The organism is Paenibacillus jiangxiensis (assembly GCF_046098255.1).
Classification (GTDB): Bacteria; Bacillota; Bacilli; order Paenibacillales; family Paenibacillaceae; genus Paenibacillus; species Paenibacillus jiagnxiensis.
Window position 1 is genome coordinate 52,238 of the sequence record NZ_JBJURI010000026.1, and the last position, 26,287, is coordinate 78,524.

At 44.8% G+C, this 26,287-nt stretch carries 23 protein-coding genes; 10 read left to right on the top strand and 13 right to left on the bottom strand.

Translation table 11 applies throughout. The annotated features are described in order from the left end of the window. Positions 1–488: 488 nt before the first annotated feature. On the bottom strand, positions 489–1,469 hold the full coding sequence (locus ACI1P2_RS22595) for a phosphotransferase enzyme family protein (protein ID WP_355322902.1): 981 nt from the start codon (positions 1,467–1,469) through the stop codon (positions 489–491). A 413-nt stretch (positions 1,470–1,882) separates the two neighbouring features. Here ACI1P2_RS22595 and ACI1P2_RS22600 point away from each other — a divergent pair, with 413 nt between their 5' ends. Next, positions 1,883–2,146, top strand: coding sequence for a hypothetical protein (locus tag ACI1P2_RS22600; RefSeq protein ID WP_355322904.1), 264 nt, complete (start codon positions 1,883–1,885; stop codon positions 2,144–2,146). Positions 2,147–2,357: 211 nt separating this feature from the next. Here the strand turns inward: ACI1P2_RS22600 and ACI1P2_RS22605 are convergent, their stop codons facing one another. Continuing rightward, positions 2,358–3,308, bottom strand: a complete 951-nt coding sequence (locus tag ACI1P2_RS22605) for an aldo/keto reductase (protein ID WP_355322906.1) — start codon at positions 3,306–3,308, stop codon at positions 2,358–2,360. Between the two features lie 154 nt (positions 3,309–3,462). Between ACI1P2_RS22605 and ACI1P2_RS22610 the strand changes: the two genes are divergently transcribed. The 5 genes from ACI1P2_RS22610 to ACI1P2_RS22630 all read left to right on the top strand — a co-directional run bounded on the left by ACI1P2_RS22610 (position 3,463) and on the right by ACI1P2_RS22630 (position 9,536). Continuing rightward, positions 3,463–4,128, top strand: coding sequence for a TetR/AcrR family transcriptional regulator (locus ACI1P2_RS22610; RefSeq protein ID WP_355322908.1), 666 nt, complete (start codon positions 3,463–3,465; stop codon positions 4,126–4,128). A gap of 256 nt (positions 4,129–4,384) precedes the next feature. After that, complete coding sequence (locus ACI1P2_RS22615; RefSeq protein WP_355322910.1) at positions 4,385–4,951, top strand: DUF4062 domain-containing protein; 567 nt, start codon at positions 4,385–4,387, stop codon at positions 4,949–4,951. Between the two features lie 183 nt (positions 4,952–5,134). Continuing rightward, positions 5,135–7,471 (top strand): EAL domain-containing protein, encoded by a 2,337-nt coding sequence (locus ACI1P2_RS22620; RefSeq protein WP_355322912.1) that lies wholly within the window; start codon positions 5,135–5,137, stop codon positions 7,469–7,471. 4 nt (positions 7,472–7,475) lie between these two features. Then, positions 7,476–9,119, top strand: a complete 1,644-nt coding sequence (locus tag ACI1P2_RS22625) for a thiamine pyrophosphate-binding protein (RefSeq protein WP_355322914.1) — start codon at positions 7,476–7,478, stop codon at positions 9,117–9,119. Positions 9,120–9,137: 18 nt separating this feature from the next. After that, positions 9,138–9,536, top strand: coding sequence for a carboxymuconolactone decarboxylase family protein (locus tag ACI1P2_RS22630; RefSeq protein ID WP_355322916.1), 399 nt, complete (start codon positions 9,138–9,140; stop codon positions 9,534–9,536). Positions 9,537–9,604: 68 nt separating this feature from the next. Here the strand turns inward: ACI1P2_RS22630 and ACI1P2_RS22635 are convergent, their stop codons facing one another. The 6 genes from ACI1P2_RS22635 to ACI1P2_RS22660 all read right to left on the bottom strand — a co-directional run bounded on the left by ACI1P2_RS22635 (position 9,605) and on the right by ACI1P2_RS22660 (position 16,209). After that, positions 9,605–11,746 (bottom strand): ABC transporter permease, encoded by a 2,142-nt coding sequence (locus ACI1P2_RS22635; RefSeq protein WP_355322918.1) that lies wholly within the window; start codon positions 11,744–11,746, stop codon positions 9,605–9,607. Beyond that, positions 11,743–12,426: an ABC transporter ATP-binding protein gene (locus ACI1P2_RS22640; RefSeq protein ID WP_355322920.1), complete on the bottom strand. Its 684-nt coding sequence runs from the start codon at positions 12,424–12,426 to the stop codon at positions 11,743–11,745. Before ACI1P2_RS22640 ends, ACI1P2_RS22635 begins: the two co-directional genes overlap by 4 nt. A 24-nt stretch (positions 12,427–12,450) precedes the next feature. Then, positions 12,451–13,389, bottom strand: a complete 939-nt coding sequence (locus ACI1P2_RS22645; RefSeq protein WP_355322922.1) for a VanZ family protein — start codon at positions 13,387–13,389, stop codon at positions 12,451–12,453. Between the two features lie 101 nt (positions 13,390–13,490). Beyond that, the gene (locus ACI1P2_RS22650; RefSeq protein ID WP_355322924.1) at positions 13,491–14,492 is read right to left on the bottom strand and encodes a sensor histidine kinase; all 1,002 of its coding nucleotides are present in this window, start codon (positions 14,490–14,492) and stop codon (positions 13,491–13,493) included. Then, entirely contained in the window at positions 14,493–15,176 is a 684-nt protein-coding gene (locus ACI1P2_RS22655) for a response regulator transcription factor (protein ID WP_355322926.1), read from the bottom strand. It lies immediately after the preceding gene. A 280-nt stretch (positions 15,177–15,456) separates the two neighbouring features. Next, on the bottom strand, positions 15,457–16,209 hold the full coding sequence (locus tag ACI1P2_RS22660; protein WP_355322928.1) for an SDR family NAD(P)-dependent oxidoreductase: 753 nt from the start codon (positions 16,207–16,209) through the stop codon (positions 15,457–15,459). A gap of 258 nt (positions 16,210–16,467) precedes the next feature. Between ACI1P2_RS22660 and ACI1P2_RS22665 the strand changes: the two genes are divergently transcribed. Then, positions 16,468–17,124, top strand: coding sequence for a helix-turn-helix transcriptional regulator (locus ACI1P2_RS22665; protein ID WP_355322930.1), 657 nt, complete (start codon positions 16,468–16,470; stop codon positions 17,122–17,124). Between the two features lie 223 nt (positions 17,125–17,347). Here ACI1P2_RS22665 and ACI1P2_RS22670 read toward each other — a convergent pair whose 3' ends face one another. The 5 genes from ACI1P2_RS22670 to ACI1P2_RS22690 all read right to left on the bottom strand — a co-directional run bounded on the left by ACI1P2_RS22670 (position 17,348) and on the right by ACI1P2_RS22690 (position 22,833). Then, positions 17,348–19,654, bottom strand: a complete 2,307-nt coding sequence (locus ACI1P2_RS22670) for a preprotein translocase subunit SecA (RefSeq protein ID WP_355322932.1) — start codon at positions 19,652–19,654, stop codon at positions 17,348–17,350. A gap of 189 nt (positions 19,655–19,843) precedes the next feature. Continuing rightward, positions 19,844–20,476, bottom strand: coding sequence for a hypothetical protein (locus ACI1P2_RS22675; protein WP_355322934.1), 633 nt, complete (start codon positions 20,474–20,476; stop codon positions 19,844–19,846). 115 nt (positions 20,477–20,591) lie between these two features. Further along, complete coding sequence (locus tag ACI1P2_RS22680; RefSeq protein ID WP_355322936.1) at positions 20,592–21,080, bottom strand: NUDIX hydrolase; 489 nt, start codon at positions 21,078–21,080, stop codon at positions 20,592–20,594. A 239-nt stretch (positions 21,081–21,319) separates the two neighbouring features. Further along, positions 21,320–22,441 carry a phosphotransferase enzyme family protein gene (locus ACI1P2_RS22685; RefSeq protein ID WP_355323018.1) on the bottom strand — a complete coding sequence of 374 codons (1,122 nt, stop codon included), beginning with the start codon at positions 22,439–22,441 and terminating at the stop codon, positions 21,320–21,322. A 275-nt stretch (positions 22,442–22,716) separates the two neighbouring features. Beyond that, entirely contained in the window at positions 22,717–22,833 is a 117-nt protein-coding gene (locus ACI1P2_RS22690) for a helix-turn-helix domain-containing protein (protein WP_355323020.1), read from the bottom strand. A 769-nt stretch (positions 22,834–23,602) separates the two neighbouring features. Between ACI1P2_RS22690 and ACI1P2_RS22695 the strand changes: the two genes are divergently transcribed. The 3 genes from ACI1P2_RS22695 to ACI1P2_RS22705 all read left to right on the top strand — a co-directional run bounded on the left by ACI1P2_RS22695 (position 23,603) and on the right by ACI1P2_RS22705 (position 26,265). Then, positions 23,603–23,884 (top strand): ArsR/SmtB family transcription factor, encoded by a 282-nt coding sequence (locus ACI1P2_RS22695; RefSeq protein ID WP_108532518.1) that lies wholly within the window; start codon positions 23,603–23,605, stop codon positions 23,882–23,884. Positions 23,885–23,942: 58 nt separating this feature from the next. Further along, entirely contained in the window at positions 23,943–24,992 is a 1,050-nt protein-coding gene (locus tag ACI1P2_RS22700) for an LLM class flavin-dependent oxidoreductase (RefSeq protein ID WP_408976309.1), read from the top strand. An 88-nt stretch (positions 24,993–25,080) separates the two neighbouring features. Next, a complete protein-coding gene (locus ACI1P2_RS22705) occupies positions 25,081–26,265 on the top strand; it encodes an MFS transporter (protein ID WP_108532517.1) in 1,185 nt (394 codons plus the stop codon). Positions 26,266–26,287: the final 22 nt, after the last annotated feature.

A 26,287-nucleotide genomic window follows, 5' to 3' on the forward strand; every position in this document is an offset into this window, starting at 1 on the left:
AGATAAGTGCCGCGGGTGTGCAGGCCGTTGATCTTGATTAGTACTTTCTTCCTCCTTTCTTTCCTTTATCCCCGCAACTTACATACTGGTAATGACAAAACACGCCAGATTAACACAGCGTATTTCATTATTATATTACGATCGCCCTATACAAAATCTCGACAACGCAGGGGATTCTAGTTGATTCGGCCTATCTTCAAACGCGGAAAATCCCCGGCTGGAACATGAACTCAACGAGGGCACCCCGTCTCCCGTCTCCTTCGAACTGGTACGCGAATGGATTCAGGTATTCAATCAGATTATTCTTTAAATTTAAACTAAACGGCCTGCGTAATAGTTATCGGTAAAGGTTGAACAGCTTTTTAGTTTTTTCTCTAGGATGACCTTGTGCCTGTTAAGGATTGCGTGAGGGGGACTAACTGCTATGTTTAACAGTCAGTTTTAAGGGCCATCCTTTGCGGATAGCCCTTGCTTTACACCACTGAATATCACTTTCCAAAGAAAGCAGATTTCCTCTCTAAACTATTTTCCAATTTCTTTCTGAGATTTGTCAGCCAATCAGGTTCGTTTTCCCATTTTTCAGTGGTTGACCTCAAAATTCGAGCATAACCATATAAATTCGCAAATCGCCGGCATGCCGGTAAGATGTGCTCATAATCCGCTGATACATCATCATGTTCAGTGAGATATCCGTCCATGAAGCATTTTTTCCTAAGTTCAAAAATGTCTGCTGGAATACAATCTTCCAAACTATCAAGTGCTTGCACGATGTCCATTGCATACCAGTGATACATGGCATCATCAAAATCAATCACATTACATGAGCCTGACTTATCATCGTAGAATACATTGTCAAACTCGAAATCATAATGAATCAGCCCATAATTCATTGGTGTCTTCGGGATGGAAGCAAAAAAAACTTGTAGTCGTTCCGTTTCCATCAATGCTGCTGACTCATCCGGAAAATCCTTCAATACTTCCTGGATCCAATCCAAGACATCACGATATGACCATCTTTTAAATTGGCCAGGCGTGTATTGACTAGATAAACGATGAAGCCTCCCCAATGCTTTTCCATAGCTGAAGATAACGGTATCGCTAAAATCAGTATTACTGATCTGTACGCCGGATACCCGTTTAAATACTGACGCAAAATATTCGCCCCAGGGTGTCCGTACCTCCACAAGCTCCTCACCATTCCTGGAAGCAACCGTTTCCAAAACTCCATAGTGATGATCACGCAAGTAAGAAATAAAGTCCAACTCCGCCAAGATGTTCGATTTCAGCTTCTCGGTCTTTGGGGCAAATCGCAACAGCTGCGTCTTACCTTCACATTGAAACGGGTAAATAGCATTCGATGAAATTCGATGGTATTTAAACATATTTATCGATTCTTTATCATATTTCCAATTTTTCAAGATCATTTCCGCCAAGTCCTCGTTGTTAAAAAGGTATTTCAACTTTAACACAAGACATCAGGCTCCCATCATTGATTAATTTAGTGGAACTACATTGGCGAATCCGGGATTTAGCTGTGTTGGCATTTTTGAGCGCAAAAAGACCGCAGGCTTTGTCTGCGGTCTACCTAATCCTCTCTTGTACAGGAAAAATGAGCAGTGAAGTCCCTAATAAACAGCAGAGCAAGTCTCTGCCTACATATTCAATTATGAATCACCATAATATCAACTGTCGTTGTTTTAGCCCGGCGTTTCATGCCGCTCACTCCCTTCAAATAAACATAGTTATATCATACCCCAGATTGGTTTTGGATACAATTACCAAAATTGATTGGAGAATCGAAAGAACCGCAAATGGTAACTTTTTTCATTTTTTTGCGTCTTATAAATGAGAAATATAATATTGATTAATCGAGGTGAACGCTTTGAACAACATCATACGGTATATCCTCGCAGCAATCGGTGTCGTTTTTGCATATGCTGTTGGAGCCTGGCTTTACCAAAAAGGAGGCCAGATCATTTTTAATCAAACTATCCATGAAAATGAATATAAGGGGATCGTCTTTACATCATTTTTCTTATATTTGATTATCATGGTGCCTTTGATTTTTCTCTTTTGCTATGCTATCGGCAGAAAAATAAAATCCATTGCATTAAAATGGCTGTTCTCAATATTGCCTCCGTTTTAGTTGGTTTAATCCTCCCTTTTTTAGTGACTGGTGGACGTTTGTCTTCTCCAGAGGGGCAATTACTGTTATGCTTCTTTATCCCACCTGTATTCATTCTAGGGGTACTATATAACCTGCTGTTTTTCAAAGGGCGGAAACAAATGTACTGAAAGCATTGAAAAAAAGCCCTACAAAAATGCAGGGCTAACTCGTTACAAGATTTATTTATCTTCTAAGACTCTCTATCAGGATAACGTCCACCGTATGCATTTGGACTAACAGCATCAATACGAGCCAAATCATCAGCAGTAAGTTGAATATCAGTAGCTTCCACATTTTCCTCTAGATATTTTCGGCGCTTTGTTCCTGGAATCGGCAGCGTGCCTTTAGCTATCGTCCAGGCTATTGCCAGTTGTGCAACCGTGCAACTCTTCTCTTCGGCGATTTCCCCGAGTTTGTCCACGATGTCAACATTTTTTTGAAAGTTATCACCTTGGAAACGTGGCAAAATTCTGCGCATATCATCAGCTTTAAAATCCTCGTAGTTACGAAGCTCACCAGTAATGAATCCCCTGCTAAGAGGACTGTAGGCCACAAATGTGATTCCCAACTCTTTTACGGCAGGCAGAATTTCTGCTTCAACGTCCCGGCTCCAAAGGGAGTATTCCGTTTGTAATGCAGAAATGGGATGTACCGCATGTGCCCGGCGAATGGCAGAAGCATCTGCTTCAGAAAGACCAAGATAACGCACTTTCCCTGCCTTAACAAGATCAGCCATTGCACCAACCGTCTCTTCAATTGGGACATTAGGATCGACTCGGTGTTGATAATACAGGTCGATATAATCGAGATCAAGACGTCTCAGGCTCTCGTCGATTGCTTTCTTCACATAGTCCGGGTGCCCGCCGATGAACTCCCAATTGGGCCCAAATGAAAACTTGGTAGCGACAATGGCCTGCTCTCTTCGCCCCTTCAAAGCTTTGCCTAAAAGTTCCTCGTTATGCCCGTTGCCATACGTATCAGCGGTATCAAGCAACGTTACTCCAAGATCCAGGGCTCGATGAATGGTCTGAATGGACTCTTCATCATTAATGGTGCCATAAATGCCCGGAGACATGCCCATTGCACCCAATCCAATAGAAGAAACGACAAGCTCACTGTGACCAAGTTTCTGTGTTTTCATTGTAATAGCCCTCTCTTCAAGTTAGTTACTTCGAGGTATATCGTAGCACACATTATTTGCACAGTAAACACTTTATATATTTTTTGTCTATTTTGTATGGAGTTTATATGCTTAATCAAAATTCAGGTTATAATAGAAACAAGGGGGTCATCAGTTGAACAACCATAAATCGGATAAAAAATACGAGACACGAGCTAAGCTTATTTATAAGCTGCTCCCTTATTTACGAAAAAATGGTCTTCAATCCGTTCGGATGGACGAAATTGCAAAAGTAATGGAGATCAGCAGAGCGACTTTATATAAGTATTTCTCGACAAAAGAAGAAATCATCGGCTTCATCGTAGATGGTTTTATTGAATACATGAATGAACAAACTTTCAACCCGTTGGATTCGGATCAAAATTTTGGTGCTCGATTCCAGCAAATATTTGAGCAGTCCGTCTCGCTTGCCGAATATTTTACGGAAATCTTCTTACAGGAGCTCGAAACCAGTTACCCGGATTGGTATGATCGATTGAATGAAGCCATGAAGCAACGGGAACAACTGGTATTGGCTTTCTATGAAGAAGGAATTCAAAAAGGGATTTTTAATGACATCAATGGCAAGCTGTTAATTAAGCAGGATGAGCTTCTGAGGGGAATGTTCAATGTCAAATATTTAATGACGAATCAACTGACTGTCCAGCAAATTTTAGTGGACTATTACAATCTAAAGAAAATCCAGTTATTTAAACCCGAAAAACTTTCAGCCATTGATGATGCAATCATGATGCCAAGAATTGAGCATTTGACGCAAAAGATTACCAAAAACCTTTTTTGACGTTCGGTGAAAACACGAAAGGAGCTTGCAGCAGCAGCTCCCTCGTTGTTTTTTCATTTCTGCGGAACAAATTGCAGCCGGAAATGGATAGTTTAGTACAGTAGAAACATACAACACGCAAGAAGGCAGGATAAGGGCACTCCCCGATCCTTCCTTTTTAGCAATGCTTGCCGCATGAAAACCCCAGTAAATTTTGACAAATAAAGTGAGAGGGTGGTAGATTCTATCTATACTAATTCTTTAATTTGGGTGGGCTATGAGAAAAAAACTACAAATTTACATTTCGTCTACTTACTACGATCTTATTGAGGAAAGACATACCGCTGTCGAAGCCATACTTCAAGCCGGTCATATCCCTGCTGGAATTGAGCAATCTTTCAAGGAAAGTCCAATGAAAATTAGGCAGAGATGGATCGACGAGTCCGATGTATATATCCTGATTCTCGGAGGATTCTATGGTTTAACGCTTCCTGATGAATCCAAGAGCTATACGCATTGGGAATATGAGTATGCCGGAGAAGCGGGCAAACCTAGATTTGCTTTTGTCGTTACAGATGAAGCATTAAGACAAAAGCCATACGACTTCACAGCCATTGAATACTATCAGGAGTTTCATGAGTTTAAGCAAGCGGTCATGGAACAAATCCCTATCTATTATGTTGAAGATGTACAGCACATTAAAATGGTACTTCGTGATCAATTGCCGAAGTATGCAGCAAGAGACGATTTGTCTGGCTGGGTTTCCGGCAAGGATGTCCCGGACGTTCAAAAGCTGTTGGAAGAGAATGCAAGATTAAAGGCGGAGTTGGAGAAAAAGAAATGAAAGAGGGGGATTAGGATATGGTGTAAGGGTGTGTGTAAAACAATGAAAGCAACCTCCTTCCGAAGTGGATAGAGGTTGCTTTTTGGCGTTGAGTTTAGGTGGTGGAATCAGTCAGCCGTATCAGCCCTTCAACCATGCTAATCTACAGAAATAAATTGACAAGAAACTTTAAGCGTCGTCATAATGAAAAAAGAAGCGATTTATAACGGAGTTGCTCATGATTTAAGTATATTTTACTGCATTTTCGTGGAGCGAAGGGGGATGGGGATTGCTTTGACGAAAGTATCCTTGATCTCGGAGTCTAAAAAGAGATGTGAAAAGCTAGGTATTGATCCACAGGGGATCCCCTCCTTTTCTACCTTTTTATCAGAAGGCGATTTGAATCTAAAGCGGGCCGAATACGAAGAAATATTGTCTGTTATTAATTTTTTTGTTCATAAAATGTTGGAGCTCATGAAAGGGATTCCACTGCTGATCCTGATTTCCGATGAGAATGGCTGTATTCTGGAAATGGCTGGGGATGAAGCGATCAAGAGTGTGGTTCAGCAATCGGGCATTAAGGTGGGCCTCGTGTTCAACGAACAAGAAGCGGGAACCAACAGCATTAATTTGGTTTTGGATCATTGCCAGCCCATTCAACTTGTCGGGGACGAGCATTATTATGAATTTCTGTGGTCCTCCGCCTGTTATTCCGTACCCTTCCAATATACAGATATCTCCAATTTACTTGGAACAATTACGATCATGACGACGATAGATCAGCATAACCCATTTTTACTGGCGATGTTATGCACGGTCGTAGATTCGATCGAAAGAGAACTCCTGTTGAAAAAGCAAAATAGACGATTGCACATATTGAATCAGGTGGTCATCGAAACAACAAGAAACGGCATTATTATTACTGATCGGGATGGGAACATTACCGAGTTTAACAAGTTTGCTGAAACTTTAACTGGTGCCAAAAAGCAGGATGTCATTAATAAACCTATTCCGGATGCCAAAACAAATGACTTCATTAAAGAGGTCCTTCAAACGGGAAAAGATTACGAAGATATGGAATTCATGCTGCACTCTCAGAAGGGGCAAGACGAACTGGTCTGCCTGTTCGACGCCTTCCCTATTCGTGATGAGAATATGCAGGTCATGGGTGCATTTGCACAGTTTCGGGATATCACGGAGCGTTATCATACGCAAAAGCAAATCAATTATTTAGCCTATCATGACGATTTAACCGGTTTGCCGAATCGAAGATTTTTCACCAGGCATATTGATGAATTGCTGAAACATGGGGTGGAAGAAAATAGTATCTTTGCCGTCATGTTTCTCGATCTGGACAGCTTCAAGAAGATTAATGACACGCTGGGTCATAACAACGGTGACATGCTGTTGAAGCTGGTTGCCGAGCGTCTGAAAACTTGCTGCCATGCTCCGAATCAACTGGTTTCCCGAATGGGTGGGGACGAATTCACGATCCTATTGCAAGAGATTACGGATCATACGGAAGCCATTCATGTTGCGGAAGAGATTATTAAAGCATTTGAGAAACCATTTGCGGTGGACGGCTATGAGTTCTATATAACAGCCAGTATCGGTATTGTCTTCTATCCTCAAGATGGCACCAATGTCGAGATGCTGATGAAGAACGCCGACATTGCTCTTTACCGGATGAAAGACGACGGAAAGAACAATTATAACATTTTCAAGCCTATCCCGAATAGCGGCGGTATTGAACGGCTTACATTGGAGCATTCGATCCGTAAAGCGTTGCACCTAGATGAATTCGTGTTATATTACCAGCCCCAAATTGATATTCTGACAGGGGAAATTATCGGTACCGAGGCGCTCGTTCGCTGGAATCACCCGACTCTCGGCTTGGTCCCTCCAGCTAAGTTCATCCCGATCGCCGAAGAAACAGGACTCATTGTTCCCCTTGGGGAATGGGTGTTGAAAAGCGCCTGCCTTCAAAATCAAATATGGAAGGAAAAGGGATTCCCTCCGATGAGCGTATCAGTCAATCTCTCTTCTCGCCAATTTTCAAAGCATGATTTGGTAGAGACCATCAAAGAGATTTTACTCGAAACCCACATAGATCCCCAATACCTGGAGCTCGAAATTACAGAGTCGATGACGATGAATGTTGATGTTGCGATCGAGGTACTTGGAAAACTGAAGGAACTAGGTATACAAATTTGCATCGACGACTTTGGGACAGGCTATAGCAATCTTTACTACTTAAAATTGTTTTCGATTGACCGGCTGAAGATTGATCGATCCTTTGTCAGGGATATTATGACGGATTCAAATGACGCGGACATTGTAGCTACGATAATAGCTATGGCCCATAAGCTTGGAATCGATGTTATCGCAGAAGGTGTAGAAACCAAGGATCAGTTGGATTTCCTGCGTAGTCAGAACTGTCATGAAGTACAAGGTTTTTATTATCACCCACCTTTACCTGCGGAACAAATCGAGCAGTTGTTGATGAAAACAGTGGCAATGAAAATCAATTCGCAAAGGTGATACGATGAAAAAGAGAGTGTATACCCTATTAGTCGAGCATTTTAAAAATTGGGGGATTTCTCACGTATTCGGCATCCCCGGAAAGTCCATTTCTCCGCTGATGCTGGAACTCGAAAATTATGGTATTCAATATGTGCTGGGGCGTCACGAAGCTGGCAGCGGGTTTGAAGCGTCAGGTTATGCACTGGCGAAAAAAACGATAGGGATCGCGATTGGTACTTCCGGGCCGGGAGGAACGAATCTGATTACAGCCGCGGGGCAGGCCAAAGAGTTCCAGTTACCTGTATTGTTCATCACCGGACAGCCATCGATGCAAGAGACTGGACGCGCTTTAAGTCAAGATTCAAGCCAATTTGGGGCAGATTTGGTTAAGATGTTCGAACCCGTAACCTTGTTCAGTGCTCGCATCGAACGAGGGGATCTTCTTTACCTATACCTTAAACATGCCCTGGAAAAAGCCTACACGGGTGAAAAGGGCCCCGTTCATCTTTGTATCCCATTTGATGTGCTGATGGAGGAAGTGGAGACTTTCTACCTGCCTTTGCCGGACCACATTTCACCTGTTGTATCCCCCGATATTGATAAGGCCGTAACGTTGCTGGGCGAGGCTAAGAAACCTGTCCTCTTTCTGGGCAAAGGCGCCGTCATGTCGGATGCATATGCCCAATTGCGGATCATTGCCGAACATTGGGGGATTCCTGTAGTGACCACACCTGGTGGGAAAGGGGCATTTCCTACCAGTCATCCCTTATGCTTGGGCGGATTTGGCCTCGGCGGTTCCAAGTATGCAACAGATTATATGAGATCCGGCATTGACCTGATGATCGTCGTTGGCAGCAAATTGTGCGACATGTCTTTGTCCGGATTTACGGCCGATATGGAGCCGGAAAAGGTTTTGCAATTTGAGTATGACCTTAAGTTCGCAGGTAAAACCATTCAGGCGCCGACGCAATTTATCCTTGGTGATATTCACTCCAACCTGACTCAACTCATTTTGCAAAGCGGGGCATCGACCAAAGAGCACGAAGTGCTCGCAACTCGGGCACAGGCAGCAGCAGCGACCTCCCATATGGAATCCGTGTTGTCAGCGGGAACGGCGTTCAGGAGCTTGCGGGCCGTGCTTCCGAAAGAGGCGGTTCTCTTCGGGGATGCAGGGAGTCACTCATTTCATGCCGTACAAAATTTCGAAATCATCGAGCCCGGGACATTCTTTTTCGATGAAGTGTTCATAGCCATGGGGGCGGCGATCGGCTATTCGATCGGAGCGAAAATAGCCATGCACGATCGCCCTGTCATCTGTGTGACCGGCGACGGCTGCATGATGATGCACGGCACCGAGATATCGACAGCAGTTAACCATGGGATTCCGGTTATTTTCTTTGTGCTGAATAACGGTCGTTTAGATATGGTAGAAAAGGGAATGTCCTATAACACAGGGCGCTCCGTTGGCGCTGTCTATGAGCGACCGCTGGATGTCAGCTTATTTGCCCAATCCATGGGCGCAATGGCATTTCGCTGTGAAAATGAAACAGACATCAAGAGGGCGGTTCAGTCAGCCATGCAGTCCAATACGGCAACGGTCATCGAGGTAATGGTGGATCCGCAAGAAATCCCGCCGATTCTTACCAGATTGCTTAGTTTAGATTAAAACTTATGGAGGACGTATATGGAGACTAATCGCTATGATAAAGGAATAGAAGTTTTACAACAGATGGTAAGTGAAGAAACGCTGAACGCAACGGTTAAACAAATGGAAAAATTCTGTCCTGATATGGCCAAGCTGATTGTCGAGTTCCCTTATGGCTCGCTGTATTCCCGTCCAGGTCTGGATTTAAAACAAAGGAGCCTGCTTACCATTGCGGCTATGCTTGCCTCAGGAGCAGCAGCTCAACTCGATTTCCATATTGAAGCAGCCTTGAATGCCGGTCTTACACCAAATGAGATTGTAGAGGCCGTCATGCACTGTGTTTCTTATGCGGGCTTTCCCAAAACGCTGGATGCCATGTTTGTGGTCATGAAAGTGTTTAAAGAACGGGGAATTAATTACGAAGAAGTGCAAGATTAAAGGCGGAGTTGGAGAAAAAGAAATGAAAGAGGGGCTGGCACAACCAGCCCCTTTCTTCCGTCTCCGTATCATATATTCTCTTGCTTTAAAGCATCATTAATATTCTCCTTTTTTACTTTCGCGCCGGAATAAACAATCGCGGAACCGACAATGACAAATACAGCGACAATGACAGACAGAATGCTCATCCAAGGGAGGGTGAACCCGTAGCTGAATTTGTTCGCAAATGCTCTATAGATCAGAACCATCACGACGAAACTAACGGAAAGCCCGAATAACAGCGACTTGACCCCATAAAAAATACTTTCATAGTTCATCATTTTCGCAAAGCCTTTTGGCGTCATGCCTACGGATTTCAGCATCGCAAATTCTCGTTTGCGAAGAGCCAACCCCGTCGAGATCGTATTAAATATGTTCGCAACGGAAATCGCAGAGATTAATACGATAAAACCGTAAGAAAAGACGGACATCAATAGAATCTGTTGTTCTTCGCTTTTTCTGGATTGATATACATTGTAGACATTCAGATTGGTCTCATGCATCTCTTCAATTTCCTGCTGCGTTCTCATCGGTTCCGTGCTTTTTAAATGGAGATACGTCGAAGCGTTAGCCAGGTCCTCGTCATTTTCGTGAATCACGTTGTATTCCGTGACGCCATCCAGGGATACTATCGATTGCAGCAACTGGTCATCTATTCTTTTTCCATTGCTGTACGACACTTCAATATCGTAATTGACGCCTTCCTGCGACAGTTCCAGGGATTGCGTCATGCCTGCCGTAAAAAACGATACAGTCAAAAACAATACGATGCTGATGACAAGCGAAAAAAGAATAGCATGGTATCTCCGTTTGTTCCTTTTTAAGTTTTTCAGCCCGATTTCCGCTTCGATCCCGAAGAGCTTGCGAATGAACTTCGACGTTTTCACAGCTTTGGCCGTAAGCTTTACGTCGGTGGTTTGACGAATCGCGTCCATGGCAGATACCTTGGATGCCTTGATCGCCGGGAGATACGTCGAAACGAAAATCGTCAGCATCGAAACAAGACAAGTAATCAAGAGTGATAACGGCGTGAAGATGAGCCTCAGCTTTTCACTGGTCCATAATGCCCCTTCAATCATCGTGTTCATAAACCAAAAGGTGATCCCGATTCCGGCAAGACCGCATAGGATGCCAATGGGAATGCTGATCAAGCCAATGACGAACCCTTCAAAAAGCACTGAATTTCGCTTCTGCCTTTTCGTAGCACCCACGCTCGCGAGCATCCCTAAATGACGGGAACGTTCCGAGACGGATATCGCAAAAGCGTTATAGATGAGCGCAACCGAGCCAATCATAATAACCCCCATAATGATCGCCGATAATGAGAACATCATGCTGGATGAAGCTCCGTTGCTGGACAAGCCATAATAATGAAGCAAATCATTATTGTATTGGACGGTTTCAATTTGATTTTTCTCAGCCAGCTCCTCCGCATGCGCGAACAAGAACGGATTGACTCGCTGCAAGACCACCGACGCATCGACTCGATCGTTTTCCCCAATGATATGATCATCGACATAGCTAATGATCGTATAACCCGGGGCCCAAGCCGTTTCCCATACGGGACGCTTGATGAAGCCTACCACCGTATAGTCCCTTATCTTGCTATGCTGCGACGTTTCGGTCAATGTGCCGTCTTCCCTGCGCAGCGGTTCGGTCTGATCCAGGGGATGATCGCCCCCTTGTTCGAATCGTTCGCCGACGCTAAGGGTTAGACGATCGCCGATTTCGTATTTCACTTTGGCGTTCGTGGCAACGGGCTCGGAGATCACAACTTCCTTGTCCGTGTGCGGAAGACGTCCCTTACTTAGTTCAACCTGAAATTGTGCGAAACCTAACGCATCATATTCCTTGATGAACAAGTACGGCTTATTGGGATTTTGTCCCCCTTCTAATGGGGCATAGCCAAGGTCTCTTGTGATCGCAACGGTTTTGGTTGCGTCATCGCCCTGTATCGCCGCAAGCTGTTCTTTGGTTACATCCTGATATTGGACATGCCACTCCCCTGTATCCGCGATGGTTTGTCTGATCATTAAATCCGCAAAGGAAAAAACAAGCGTAGCGACAGCGGTCACCATGGCAACCGAAATGATGACGCCGATGATGGTCACAAGCGTTCGTCTCTTGTTCTGCTTCAGATGCCGGATGGTTAATGTATTGACAATATTCATCGCCTTATCACCTCGTCTTTGGCAATCCTCCCGTCTTCAATTGAAATGATCCTGTCGGCTTGCAAGGCGATCCGTTCGTCATGCGTGATCACGATCAGCGTCTGATGATAGGTCTTATTCAGCATTTTTAATAAGTCGATGATCTCACTGCTATTCTTGCTGTCCAGATTCCCGGTCGGTTCGTCGGCCAGCATGATCGCAGGATTGCCGATGAGCGCTCTGCCGATCGAGACACGCTGCTGCTGCCCGCCGGATAGCTGATTCGGCAGGTGGTTTAATCGATGCTGCAAATTCAACGTATTCACAAGGCCAGTTAATTGCTTTTGATCTACCTTTTGTTGATCCAGCAAGAGCGGCAGCGTAATATTCTCTTCCACCGTCAGGACGGGAATCAGATTGAAAAACTGGTAGATCAGGCCGATTTGCCTGCGCCTGAAGATGGCCAGCTGTGTTTCGTTCAAGGCATACATGTCCGTATTCTGCACATAAACTTTCCCGCCAGTCGGCCGATCCACGCCGCCCAGCATATGAAGGAGCGTCGATTTCCCCGATCCGGACGGGCCGATAATCGCGACAAATTCGCCTTTTTGGACCGAAAAGGAAACATCGTCAAGCGCAATCACCGCTGATTCGCCTGTGCCGTATATTTTAGACAGATGCTCGATTTTTAAAATTTCCATGGCTATTCCTCCTTCCCCAAATACTCAATTCCAGGTATATACCATCTCTCTAAATCCAACATCCCATAGGGTTTCATTCCCCTCAATGGTTATCGTAAGCTCATTTGCCTGGGGGAGATAAATGATCCTCATATCCGGCTCATGGAGTTGATCTTCTGCAGATACGGACAGGAACTCATGCCCGTCGACGGTAACCTTGATGCTGCCCTGGAAATCCTTATGATCAGGAATTCCATAATTCAGGCTAAGATACAACTCCCCCTTATTGCCTAACGTATACGTGTACATTTCCTTCTTTTTACCTTCGATGCTATACACATTATATTGGGGTTCCACGTCTTGACCGCCAATCTTAAGACTGTTCGGTTTGGTTCCCGTTAATGTGCTCCCGGTACTATCCTTCAAATCGTTTATCGCCACAAAGGGGCCCATTTCTTTGGTGAACACTTGGTCAATCATCCCGAAGAGCCCCCACACCCCGAGCATCAAGACAACACTGGTAATGCCTGTAGCAGCAATATTTGTCCAGTTGTTTTTTGTACGAAAGCCAAGCTTATACGCCCCGAATCCGATGGCAGCACCCAATGAGTTCTGGATGACGTCGTTAATATCAAAGCTGCCGAGGAAAGTTAGTGCCTGAATGGTCTCCACCACAAGAATGGACAAGATGAACAAAGTCATAAAGCGAACAAAGCTGGTTCGATATAACAACGGAATCAATATGCCAAAAGGGATAAAGGCTGCGATGTTCCCAAGATCCACAAAATCCATCAGCGTGGGATGTAGAATATCGGATAGACCCGGCACCCTAAAAAAAGCGTCCGGCAAAAAAATAAAGGTGTACTCGCTGATTTGATCTACCTTATCCGTTCTGCCGAAAGCGAAAAACCAAAAATAAATAATTAAAAGGGTATAGAATATCGTGATTGCATAAATAGTCTTACGCTGTTGCTTCAAATGCATGCTCTTACCTCCATCGTTCATCTGATGAATATCATTTTATCTGTCCAAAATGACTTTCCAGTGACGATGGAGGTGACAATTCAGTCACTTACGGAGTGCCGTTAAATCACATGCTTATAAAATTTAATCCGAAACTGCGTACCCTTCTCGCTGTCGCTCGTCACATCGATCACGCCGTTCTGGCTGGCAATGATGCTGTGAGCCATCGCAAGCCCTATACCGATGCTCCCTTCGCTGGCATTCTTTCCTTTGTAAAAACGTTTGAAAATATAAGGCAAATCCTCTTTCGGAATGCCATCTCCGTTGTCAGCAATAACGATTTCCGTGAATAGCGCATTTTCGGAAAATGTGATGGCGATTGCTCCGCCTTCAGGTGTATGCTCCACGCAATTTTTCAAAATATTGATGACCGCTTCAGCAGTCCAATTGAAATCTCCGACAAAAGAGACATGGTCATCGCCCGCGATGGAAATCGTCTGTCCCTTAATATCCATCGGAATCATAACCGGCTGTAATGCCTTTTGGATCAGGTTTTTTACGGGGATTTGATCTTTTTTGAATTGGATGGTCTTCGCATCCATTTTCGATAGCTTTAATAAGGAAGAAACAAGCCAATCGATGCGTTCAAGCTGGATACGAATATGATGGGTGAACTCCGTTCTTTTGGCCGGAGGCAGGTCAGGGGCGTTTAACAAATCAGCCATCACCGTCATGGAGGTGAGCGGCGTTTTGAGCTGATGTGAAATATCGGATATGGCATCCGTCAGTTGAATTTTGTCCCGCTGCAATAGCGACCGATGCTCCGATAGCATGAGCGTTACTTTGTAAATATCATTCTTTAAAATACTTAGCTCGCCTTCCTGGTTATCACGCACGTCAAGGGAATCATTGCCGTTGCTGATTTCCCGCAAATAGACGGAGAGCTTCGCTAACTCGCGGTATCTCCATCTCGTGAATAACAAGCTTGTGCCCATAAGCAGCATGGATACAATAAAAACGAATGCCGCAGCGACGGACGAAATGAAAGCAGCGACGACGAGCGCCGTTATGCTGATCGAGCCCATGACGAGTAATAACATTTGATTTTCCCGATTGCGCAGCATCTAATCACCGACCTTATAGCCTAAACCGCGTACCGTTTTGATTAAAGCCGGCTGCTCTGGATCATCCTCCAGCTTTTCCCTCAGCCTTTTGATATACACCGTTAACGTATTGTCATTCACGAAGTCGCCAGCCACGTCCCAGATTTGCTCTAAGAGCTGATTCCTTGTGAGGACCTGTCCAATGTGGTTGCCGAGGATCAGCAATAAGCGATATTCCAAGGCGGTTAGCGGAATTTCGGCACCGTTTTTATGCACTTTGCCTTCCAGCGTATGGATTCGCACATTGTCGATGTCGATAATCGCTCCGGCGTGGGACGGCTTCTGGTATCTCCGCAAAACGGACTTGATCCGGGAGAGAAGCTCACGAACTCGAAAAGGTTTGGAAATGTAATCATCGGCTCCCATGTCGAGTCCCATCACGACATTGACCTCATCGTCGATCACCGTTAAGAAGATGACCGGCATGTCTCGTCGCTCCTTCACCATCTTGCATAATTCATAGCCGGTTCCGTCCGGAAGCTGTAAATCGAACAAGCATAAAGTGAACTGATCGATGTCTTCGGCGAGGACCTTTTTAGCTGAAGCGACATCATGGCAGAGAACGGCCCGATAACCATCTTGCAGCAGCGAATATTCCAGTCCCGACGCGATCGTCTTATCATCTTCGACTAATAAAATTTTCATATGCAGATCATCCTTACGTTAGAGTAAATTCACTCCTCATCTTGGTTTCGATATTATAACAGATTTTCTGGGCAGGTTTCACCGTTAAGACGCCAACTCTGCCAAGCCAACCTAACCGCACTGCAAGAAGTCACACAAGCGATGAAATAAGAGAAAGAACTCCGTATGTAGGAACGCTATCAAGCTGTGTACTTGCATCTTTCTGGAATTGAACCAAAAGAAAAGAGCGCAAAGCGCGCTCTATGTAAATTTCCATATTCAAATCACAAACAAATTCATATTAGCTCATGTTACTGCCGCCATTTACAGGAATATAAGCACCGTTGATATGATTATTCCAATTTGCCACTAGGCTCAAAATGGCTCCAGCAATATCTTCGGGTTTTGCGAGCCGTTGCAATGGGGTTATGCTTCTAAGGAATTCGTGGTTTTCTTCTGGTTGATCTTTTGTTGCGTCAGTTAAGACCAAGCCAGGCGAAATCACATTTGTTGCAATATTTTTCGGACCTAATTCTTGTGCAAGGTATTTCGCAAAAGTTGAAATGGCTGCTTTTGCAGTACCGTGAGCTATAAATCCATGGGATGGTGTTTTTGCCAACCCACTTGCTATCAATACGATCTTTCCTCCACCTTGCTTTTCCATGTAAGGTACAACTGACTGACATAGATGGAATGCGGACTGCATCTCATGATTCAACTTATATGAAAACTCATCCCAGTTCATATCCATGAAAGATTTAAAAGCGAAGTCAATATTGGCATTGTTTACCACAATGTCAACCTTGCCGAACTCAGAGACTGTTTGTTCAACTAATAATTTAATGTCCTCAGGATTTCTTATATCCGCTTGAATCGTTTTCCCTTTTTGACCATATGATTCAACCTGCCTAAGAACCGTAGAAGCTGCTTTCTCAGAGCTGTGGTAATTGATAACTACATTAGCTCCGGCTTGAGCTAACAAAATTGCCGTGGCAGCCCCGATTCCTCTACTTGCTCCTGTAACAATTGCTACCTTGTTCTCCAATGGCTTCATTCTATTACCTCCCTTAAAATTGTTCCATTCTCCTGCTCAATTTACTACAGCGGGCTTTCGATTCTGGTTAAACCTTCTTTGCAGCGGCAGCCGCACGAAGAAAGGTAAAGCATCGCAAAACTCAATATGATTTGAGTTTTTAAATAAAAAACTTTATAAATATAAATCTTTATAAAGAGAATAAAGCCTCGCCTTTGACTTTGTCAACATTCTTCTTTACAATGTTTTTGATAAAACCTATGGGGAGGGGGACCGCCGATGGATAAGAAGAAGGAAGCATCCGTTCGGACGAGAAGAGCTATCGTAAATAACTTAAAACAGCATGGACCACAGGATGCTGTGTCTCTCGCTTCCAAACTTTCATTATCCGGGATGGCGATTCGTCAGCACTTATACTCCCTGCAAGAGGAAGGGCTTGTTGAGTTCAAAGAAGAGGCACGCCCGATGGGTCGTCCGGCCAAAATGTGGGGACTGACGCAGGAAGCGAACAAGCTGTTTCCCAGGAGATATTCGGATTTAACGATAAGCTTGATAGAATCCATGAAAGAAGCGTTCGGAGAGGATGGGCTTGATAAACTATTAGCAGTACGCAATAAGAAACAGTTGGAACTATACCTTGACCAGATGGCGGATGAAGATGACCTTCGGGAGAAGATGGAGAAGCTGTCATCCATTCGGACAAGCGAGGGATATATGGCGGAAGTTCAGGAACTGGACGACGGAAGTCTTCTATTTATCGAGAAGCATTGTCCAATTTGCGAAGCCGCCGCTGCTTGCACAGGATTATGCCAGAGTGAGATGGATATGTTCCAGACGATATTGGGGAATGACGTTGGGATGGAGCGGGTCGAGCATCTACTGACAGGCGGAACCCGTTGCATATATAAAGTAACGCCGGGCACTTCGTCGCGTTAGACGGAGAGCCGTGCACATGAAGAAGCTCCCTACACCACGATCCATGTGGAATAGGAAGCTTCATTTGTGATACGCTTCAGCTTAACGAGCCCATCGACGAAAGATTCACCTAAGTGTGAAGCACGACGGCATTGCTAGCCACTTCGATAGGCTCTGTGGCACTCAGGATGAATCGAGCGTTCGCTCGTATTCGTCCGATCATCCTTGAAAAAGCTACGCTGCATCAAAATTTTGGCAGCCTGAATACCGGCCACAATGCCAGCCTCAACATCTTGCGCATCCAATAAGCGATGATCGTCCCTGCGGTCCATGAACCGGGATTCTGCAAGTACTCCTTGTATTGATCGTTGATGATATAAGTGCGAGTGGAAGTAGGGTTCTTCAGCCCGAACTTTTCCCACACCGCCGGATCATTCGAACCCTCGAGCTTTTCGAGCATATTCGCCGACTCTCTATTTATTTTATCCGGAATTTGCTCGTACGCTTGGATAATTTGCTCATGAAATTCGTCGATCGGATTGCGGTTAACAAGGCTCGTCAAATGGATGCCTTCGCGAATGTAAGAAACGTATGCCAGATGGTCAGCCCAGAACTTGTCGATATAATAAAGCCGTACCCGCTGCTCCGAAGGACTCATCGGCGTCTCGCCTTTCAAAATTCCGAGCCGCTCCTCGTATAGCATGCGCCTCTGTTCCTCCACCATATCCGAATAACGGTTCAATTCCTGGTGGATATCGAAGTTTTGACCCATAATAACGCGCTGAATATGCACAATTTTGCTGTAGAGAACCGACTCTCCGATAGCTTCATCCTGCCTAAGATCGCGATACATGGGCGGAATCACTTTATCAATGCCGAACCGAAGCATCAACTCATCCTCCAAGCTTACGAAAAATACAGAAGCTCCCGGGTCGCCTTGGCGGCCAGAACGCCCGCGCAGTTGGTCGTCGATCCGCACGCTTTCGTGCACATGCGTACCAATTACGTATAATCCGCCCAGCTTGGCGACAACTTCTGCTTGTGTGGGGTTGCCGCCGCCGAGCCGAATGTCGACGCCGCGTCCCGCCATATTCGTAGACACCGTCACGGCGCCGATTTCTCCTGCTTTGGCGATGATCTCGGCTTCTTTTGCGTCGTTTTTTGCATTCAGAACATGACAAGGTACATCGGCAATCGCTAGCATTTCCGCCAGCATGTCAGACTCCTCGACGCTTGATGTACCAATAAGAATCGGACGTCCCGTCGCATGGGTGGACGAGATTTCTTGTACAAGCGCCTTAAGTTTAGCTTCTTTATGGGTATAAATCCGGTGCGGATGGTCGATCCGTATGTTTGGCCGGTTCGGCGGAATTTGCACGACCTGCAGCTCATAAATATCTTCAAATTCCATTGCGGAAGCGTACGCGGTAGCCGTCATTCCGCAAATCTTCGGATATAGGCTAAGAAAGTGTTGAAGGGTGATCGTACCGAGAATTTTCCCGCCAACGTTCGATTGTAGCCCTTCTTTAGCCGCAAGCGCGGCTTGCAGCCCCTCCGGCAAATGCCTGTTTTCCGCCACGCGGCCGGTATATTCGTCGATCAGCTCGATTTGACCGTCCCGGACGATGTAATCGACGTCTTTTTTCAATAACAATTCCGCATGCAGCGCGCAATTTAACGACATTAACAAATGACTATTATGGCTATCGTACAAATTGCCGCATCCCAGCAGCGATTCCGCTTTAGCAGAGCCTGCTTCATTCAAATAAACGTTCCGCTGGAACTCGTCGAAGTCGTAATGCTCATCTTGCTTGAGCTGCCTAGCCACTTCTGTGAAACGAATGCCGTCGTTGCCAGAGGAACTCGGCTCACCAGCGATGACCAGCGGTACCCGCGCTTCGTCGAGAAGCAGCGAATCCGCTTCGTCGACGATGACGTAGTGAAAAGGACGATGCACGGTATCGGCTTCGCCCAGTGCGATCGTGTCGCGCAAATAATCGAATCCCGCCTCTTTGGCCGTAACATAGGTTATATCCGCGGCGTACGCTTCCCGTTTCTCGGACAGGTTCATGCCGGCTTGAACCGATTTTACCGTTAACCCGAGAAGACGATAGATCGGGCCCATCCACTCCGCATCCCGATTTGCCAAATAATCGTTAAAAGTCAGCACATGAACACCTTTGCCTGTCAGCGCATGTAGATAAGCAGGCATAACAGCAGAGAGCGTTTTTCCTTCACCGGTATGCTGCTCGATCAAAAATCCCTCGTGCAGAGCAATGGCAGCCATGATCTGGACATCGTAAGGCTGCAATCCGAGCGTTCTCTTCGCGGCCTCACAGACTAGCGCATAGGCATCGACAAGCAGCTCGTCCAAAAGCGGGCCCGATTTTGCTTCTTTTTGCAACCGGAGGGTTTCCGCTTGAAGCTGTTGATCGTCCCATGCTTCTAAATTCCGCTTCCTGATGAGCTCTGCTTTGTCGCGATAGCCTTTCAGTTTATTCTGGGTATCGCGGTCTTTGAATTTTTGCATCAACTTGACGGCTATATTCATCGGAATCTGACCCCTCCTCGGTAGAAATACGCGATTCTATCCTACTCGTCCTTTAACCGTCGCTGATATTCGTGAGACTATCCCACAATCCCCGCTTCGATCAGCTTCCAGACCGCTTCGAACCCCGCTTTGAAGTCAACCCGCAGCCAATTGCTATATTTCCCCATTAACACAATATCATTTGTTTCGTTAAATTAACCTCATTAATTTCAACTCTCGATAAACTTCCTCTGCAGCACAGTCGGGGTTAAGCATTTGAGTCATTTCCATAGTAATAGGGACACCCTCGTAAACTTTTTCAACAACTTCTACTGGCAGGGCCAATTCATAATAATCTTTCGCAAATTGCACGAACTCTTCCGGTGTCCGGTAAATCGCATCTATTAAAAAAGCAGACCCATCATCTGCCCCTTTCGGCATTTTAACGTTTCCCTTCTGCCAGCTCGAATCACTATTTTTACGCCACATACAAAAAGTCACATCTTCTTTTTCAATTCCTTCGTGCTCCAGCAGAGATAATAATTCGTTCGGAACGTTATCATAGATGCCTGGCCATACCTTATGTTCGTCTTGTGCATACGGGCTTAATTGAGATTCATGATCGAAACCCTTTATGATGGAGCCTTCAACGGAAAACAACATGATAAGATGATCCCCTGCTCCATTATCTATTTTTGCCATACAAACTCCATCATCCCATTCTTGAACAAAGCTATGATAACGAAGCCATTCCGTCTCACAAAGAATCGTATTCAGAATTGCTTGGACGATCATTAGCTTTTTTAAGTTATCCGGTTCTGGTAAGTGTTCTAACGCATTCATAATCTTACACCTCGCCTTTTATTCAATTCCTTTACTTGGGATAGGGTCGTCCTTTTTGCAGGATCGCACTTTGGTTTATCTCGCTTCGTACATCTATCGTTTTCCAATAGTGAAACTAAAGATGCCTTTGAACTTTAAGATTACATTCTTTTGTTGACGGAGTAATGTACTCAATATAATTTACCGAGCCGTTAAAATCCAAATAAGCTTCATAGCGAATTCGAATAGCTGGTAGAGTAATGAAATCCAAGACCTTGTCCTTTGGAACCCAACGACAGTCGCTTGTTTCATCAGAGGTAGTTAACTCTCCTCCCTCTGCTTTACACACGAAATCAAACATGACCTTCGTCGGGACATCAGTTACTCCATCATACCACTTATGTAACCCTGTACTAGAAACAATGTTAATCAAATGGCTAACGGTCGCATCTATTCCACTTTCCTCTTTGATTTCACGAATCACACCGTCAATCAAGTTTTCACCAACTTCAGTAATTCCACCAGGATATACCCAGCCATCATCATGAGCTTTTACCAAAAGAATATTTCCGTTTTCGTCCTCTACAATTCCGCCAGCAGATACGATATGTGTGGGGAATGCCATTTCAAAACCTCCATTTCGTCAGATTAACTTCTTTTTCAATATTTCCCCTGTAATTTTCTGTTTGAAAAATAGTTCAAGCAATTTTTGGTACATATATCATATTCAACTTCAACCAACTTAGTGTTGAACAGGAGGAAGGCTGTTAAAGAACCCATTTTTTCGCCGTTACTTATGATACGGTTCAGCTTAACGGGTCTATCGGCGAAAAATAAGAAGGAGCTTGTCGCGGCGTGACGCTCCTAGAGATCCAATTGATTAACGTAAACAATATTCCCTAACTCCTCGACGGAATTCAGATCCGGGTTATACTCAAACGGCTCTTCACTAGAGTAAATCTCATGGAAAAACCCCATATAGGAGATATCTTCTTCCAGACATTTTATGAGATACGACAGTTCCTCGTAACACTCAAGCTCTTCCCAATTGTTGCCCATGTCTTCGAATCTGTCTAATATATTTTCCATAAGATTTACTTGAATAAATAAGGGCAACTTATCCAGCATCGAATCTTCGAGATTGGTCTCGGATCTGTATCCTGCGAGGACTGTCTCAAAATAATCATCCATGAACTTTCTGCGTTTACTAACGTCTGGTTCAAATTGTACCCACCCCACACCGTTTCCCCAGATACTGGCCAAGTCAAACATATACCAACCGAAACATGAATTATCGAAATCATATACAGTCATTTGTCCGGTATCAAAATCTATCGAATAATTCCCATCGTTGTAATCAAAATGGATCATACCAAAAGTCTCCTGGTCCCTCTCCAATCCTTGTAAGGTATCAAGGAGTTCTACCATCTTCTCCTTAAGCAAAGACAAGGAACACGGTATCAGTTTATCGATATATTCGGCATTGTATTTGTCAAAAAAGCTGTACCGGCGATGGACAGGCGTATACCCTTTCGATATTTGGTGCAGTCTCCCCAGGGTTTTGCCGCAATTATAATAATATTCGGTAATTGGAACTCCTTCTCGGTACCGATAATTATTTTCTACAAGTATCTTCCCCTTAGCCTTTTCAAACAGGCAGACAAAAAAGATGTGGTTATTGTGGGTGATCTCCTCCAGCAGATTCCCCTTTCGGGAGCTGATTATATTTGAGACACTGCCTCCGTGATCAAATAGATACCGAACAAATTCCACTTCGCCTAGGAAATTTTCTCGGCTCCTGTCTGGTAAGAAAGCGATTCTGAGTATTTTAGCGCTCTCGCCCTCTTTTTCACAGGTATAAACGACATTTCGCCCTCCATCATGTGCCGGAATCCGCTGGATCTCATAGCCTTCTAATCCGAACACCCCTGATACAACTGTAAGTAAATAGGTATCTCCGATTGCAACAACTTCGTTATAATTTATAACTATCTCTCCTTTTCGTACAACATCTATTGGTAATTACTGTACAAAAAAGAGCATACCACAGTATCGGCACGCTCAATGGACTTTTTTGATCATTTTATTGTAACGTGAATTCAATATGATCATGAATGCCCTAAAATTGGAATCAGCTGGCTTCTTGCTCAACCTCGATGCTCTGCGTCAGGGAAGACCGCAACAGTCAGCAGTTCCATTATTGCGATATACGCGCTCCGTCTCCTTCCAATCCACATGGATATCTTGAACGCATTCATTGATTATTTCTCCTCGCGTGTTGCCAAATAACGGCCCGGTGAGTCCCCAAAAGCATGTCGGAACATCGCGATGAAACTGCTGAGCGAAGAGTAGCCCAGCGCGTCGGCAATCATTGCGATAGAATCCCCCGTGTAAACTTACATGAAGCGGCGCAGCGAAGCTGTTGTGAATGGCATCACGATGGAACTGCTCTCCATTTTCTTTATCAATTAAGGGAGAGCATTAACCTATTATTAATAAAGCGAAACTGAGGGGCACCTAATTAGGTGCCTTTCGTAGTTGAGTCCCGTTTTCTGAACGGCGTAGCGTAGAAGTCTACTCCCTCAGTTCATCTGGAACGAAGGGATTGCTGTAGAGACATTGCATGAACTCCTTCTCCCCCCAACACCCTAATTTTTCGCCGTCACTTGTGATACGGTTCACCTTAACGGGTCTATCGGCGAAAACAATGGCGGCCCTGTGAAAGCCAGACTTCGCTATGCCTACTCACTTTGGCAGACTCATTCAATTAATACCGGTGCTTGGCCAGCAATGTGTCGACGTTACGCAACAAGCGATTGTATTAAAATTACGCTTGCCTTAAAGTGTACTTTAAGTCTTCTTAAGCTTATTGCTTGATGGTTAAGCCATAATCTGGTTGGCCACGGTCAGGTCCATATTTAGCTGTAAAATCCCTCTGACCTCGTCGCTTCGGCAATCGTATAGCTATGCCGAAGCGCTTTGGTGAGCGCTTCGGCCAAACTTGAAAGTGGCATTTTCTCGGACGAGTTAAGGTTTCACAGACGATTGACAAACAGCCAAGTTTTTACTTTACACCGCAGTCATTAGGTGGTAATATCATTTCTATAATTCCATAAATATAGAAATGATGGCGGAAAGGAGAATTTAATGGCTGATGTCGATCACGATCTAGTGCAAGCTGTCAAAGTATACAAGGCTCTAGGTGAGCCTACACGACTAAAAATTGCCTTAATGCTAATAAAGCAAAAGAATCAATGCGTTACCGCGATCGGTGAACAGCTTGGACACGTAGCCGGTTCAACGTTATCCCATCATCTCAAGCAGCTGACGGAATCGGGTTTAATCCAGTCGCAAAAGAACGGTTCGTTTATTCACTACAGTGTTGATCAAGAAGTGGCAATGAAGTTTGCGCCATATTTACTGGCGTAAATTTTTTAAGCATCATTTCTATATCTTTAGAATTATAGAAAAGATAAGGAGGGAAACCATTTTGGAAAATCGCGTGCCATTGGAACTTGGAATCTCTACATTTCTTCACATCAACCCCAAAGGAGGGGGCGTTCTGCCAGGCGAACGACTGCGACAAGCGATGGAAGAAATTCAGCTGGCTGATCAGGCCGGTCTTGATGTCTATGCGATCGGTGAACATCATCGCATGGACTACACAAGCTCATCGCCAGCAATTATTTTAGCTTCGGCTGCAGCTACTACAAACCATATTCGGTTGTCCAGTGCCGTTACGGTATTGTCTTCGTCGGATCCAGTCCGTGTTTATCAGGATTTCGCCACTCTGGATAACTTAACAAATGGGCGGGCCGAGATCATGGCCGGACGCGGTTCTTTTGTCGAATCTTTTCCGCTCTTCGGATATAACCTGCAAAATTATGAGGAATTATTCGATGAGAAATTGGAGCTTTTACTCAAAATACGATCTTCAGAGAACGTAACATGGAATGGCAAGCACCGTGCACCGCTGCACAATATGGGCGTATACCCGCGAGCGCAACAATTCCCGCTTCCTGTATGGATTGCTACTGGCGGCAGTCCGGGGTCGGCCATTCGTGCCGGTCAGCTTGGTCTTCCTGTCATTTTCTCCATTATAGGCGGCATGCCGGAGCGTTTCGCTCCCTTAGTGCAGTTATATCTTAAAGCAGCCCAACAAGCAGGGCACGATCCTAATCAATTGCAAATCGCCTGTCATTCGCATGGTTTTATTGCCAACTCGTTTGCAGCAGCCAGAGAAAAGTATTATCCCATTATGGCCGAACAAATGAATCAAATTGGAAGGGAACGCGGTTGGGCGACTTATACACGAAGTGTATATGAGGAAGCACTGAGCCCTCGCGGCGCTCTTTATGTTGGAGATTCAGAATATGTAGCAGAAAAGATCGTGCGTGTAACCAAACAACTGGGCTTGACTCGTTTTCTTTTGTACGTTGACTTTAGTACGCTTCCGCATCGTGATTTGTTAAGAACGATCGAACGATTTGGAACGGATGTCGCCCCCCTTGTCCGCAAGGAGCTAGCTAGGCATTAAAGAAAGTAAGATGTTAAGAAATTGCAATCCTTCATTGTTATCATTTCTGTATTTTTAGATATATAGAATTATAAAGGAGAATAATCAAATGATTAAATCGTGGAAAGTTTATATTTTAGCGATTATAAGTTTTTTAGTGGGAACTTCGGAATTTGTAATTGCCGGGATATTGGATCTGGTTTCCAAAGATGTAGGCGTAACCATTGCTGCTGCCGGCCAACTCATTTCGGTTTATTCCATATCTTACGCGGTGGGTACTCCGATTCTTATTGCGGCTACCTCTAAACTAAGCCGGAGAACACTTATGCTGGCTGCTTTGGCGCTCTTTTTTATAGGGAATTTAATTACGGTGGTCTCGACGGGCTATCCGATGCTTGTTGGTGCGAGAGTGATCTTAGCTCTTAGTACAGGTGTCTTTACCGTGGTTGCCTTAACTGTTTCTGCTCAAATTGCTGGACCTGGAAAACAAGGCACCGCCATAGCAACTATCATGATGGGATTTAATCTATCGCTTATTTTAGGTGTTCCTGTGGGAAGAGTCATTGCCAGCACCTACGACTGGAAAATGATTTTTTATGGAATCGGCCTTCTTAGTTTTATCGCGATGCTGGTCATTTTAATGGCGTTGCCAAAGTCGCAGGGAGAGGCAAATGTGCCTCTTAAAGAACAACTTGCCCTGTTGAAAAGGCCGCAGCTATTATTAACCTTGTCGATTAGCTTCTTTTGGATGGTCGGTTATACGATCATTTACACGTTTATTACACCATTTCTGATGAACATTACGGGTATGAGCAATGGGATGGTGAGCATCGCGCTATTTTCATTCGGTATAGCAAGTTTGCTGGGCGCCCAGGCTGGAGGTTATGGTGCGGATAAATTAGGTATTCCGCGTACGCTGAATGGAAGCTTAATGATCCACGCTGCTATTTTGATCCTTATGTCCCTCTTTGCCCATACATCAATAGCTGTCTTTCCGTTGCTGCTGTTATGGTCGTTTTTTGCTTGGTCTACGGGTCCCATTCAACAAGTTTATATGATTAGCTTGGCACCAAGCGCAGCGGGAATCCTTCTGAGCTTGAATACATCCTTCATCCAGTTGGGAATTGCTGTCGGAGCTGCCATTGGCGGTATTGTGGTGGAAAGCTTCTCCTTACAGTCAATCGGCGTGGCTGGCGCAATTGGTGTTGCAATCGCACTCCTTCCGGCTATATTATCGTTCTCGATGCGAAGTCAGTCTGCGAATGGCATACAATCCGTCACAAGCAAAGAATGAAACCATGCGTAAAATTACAAGA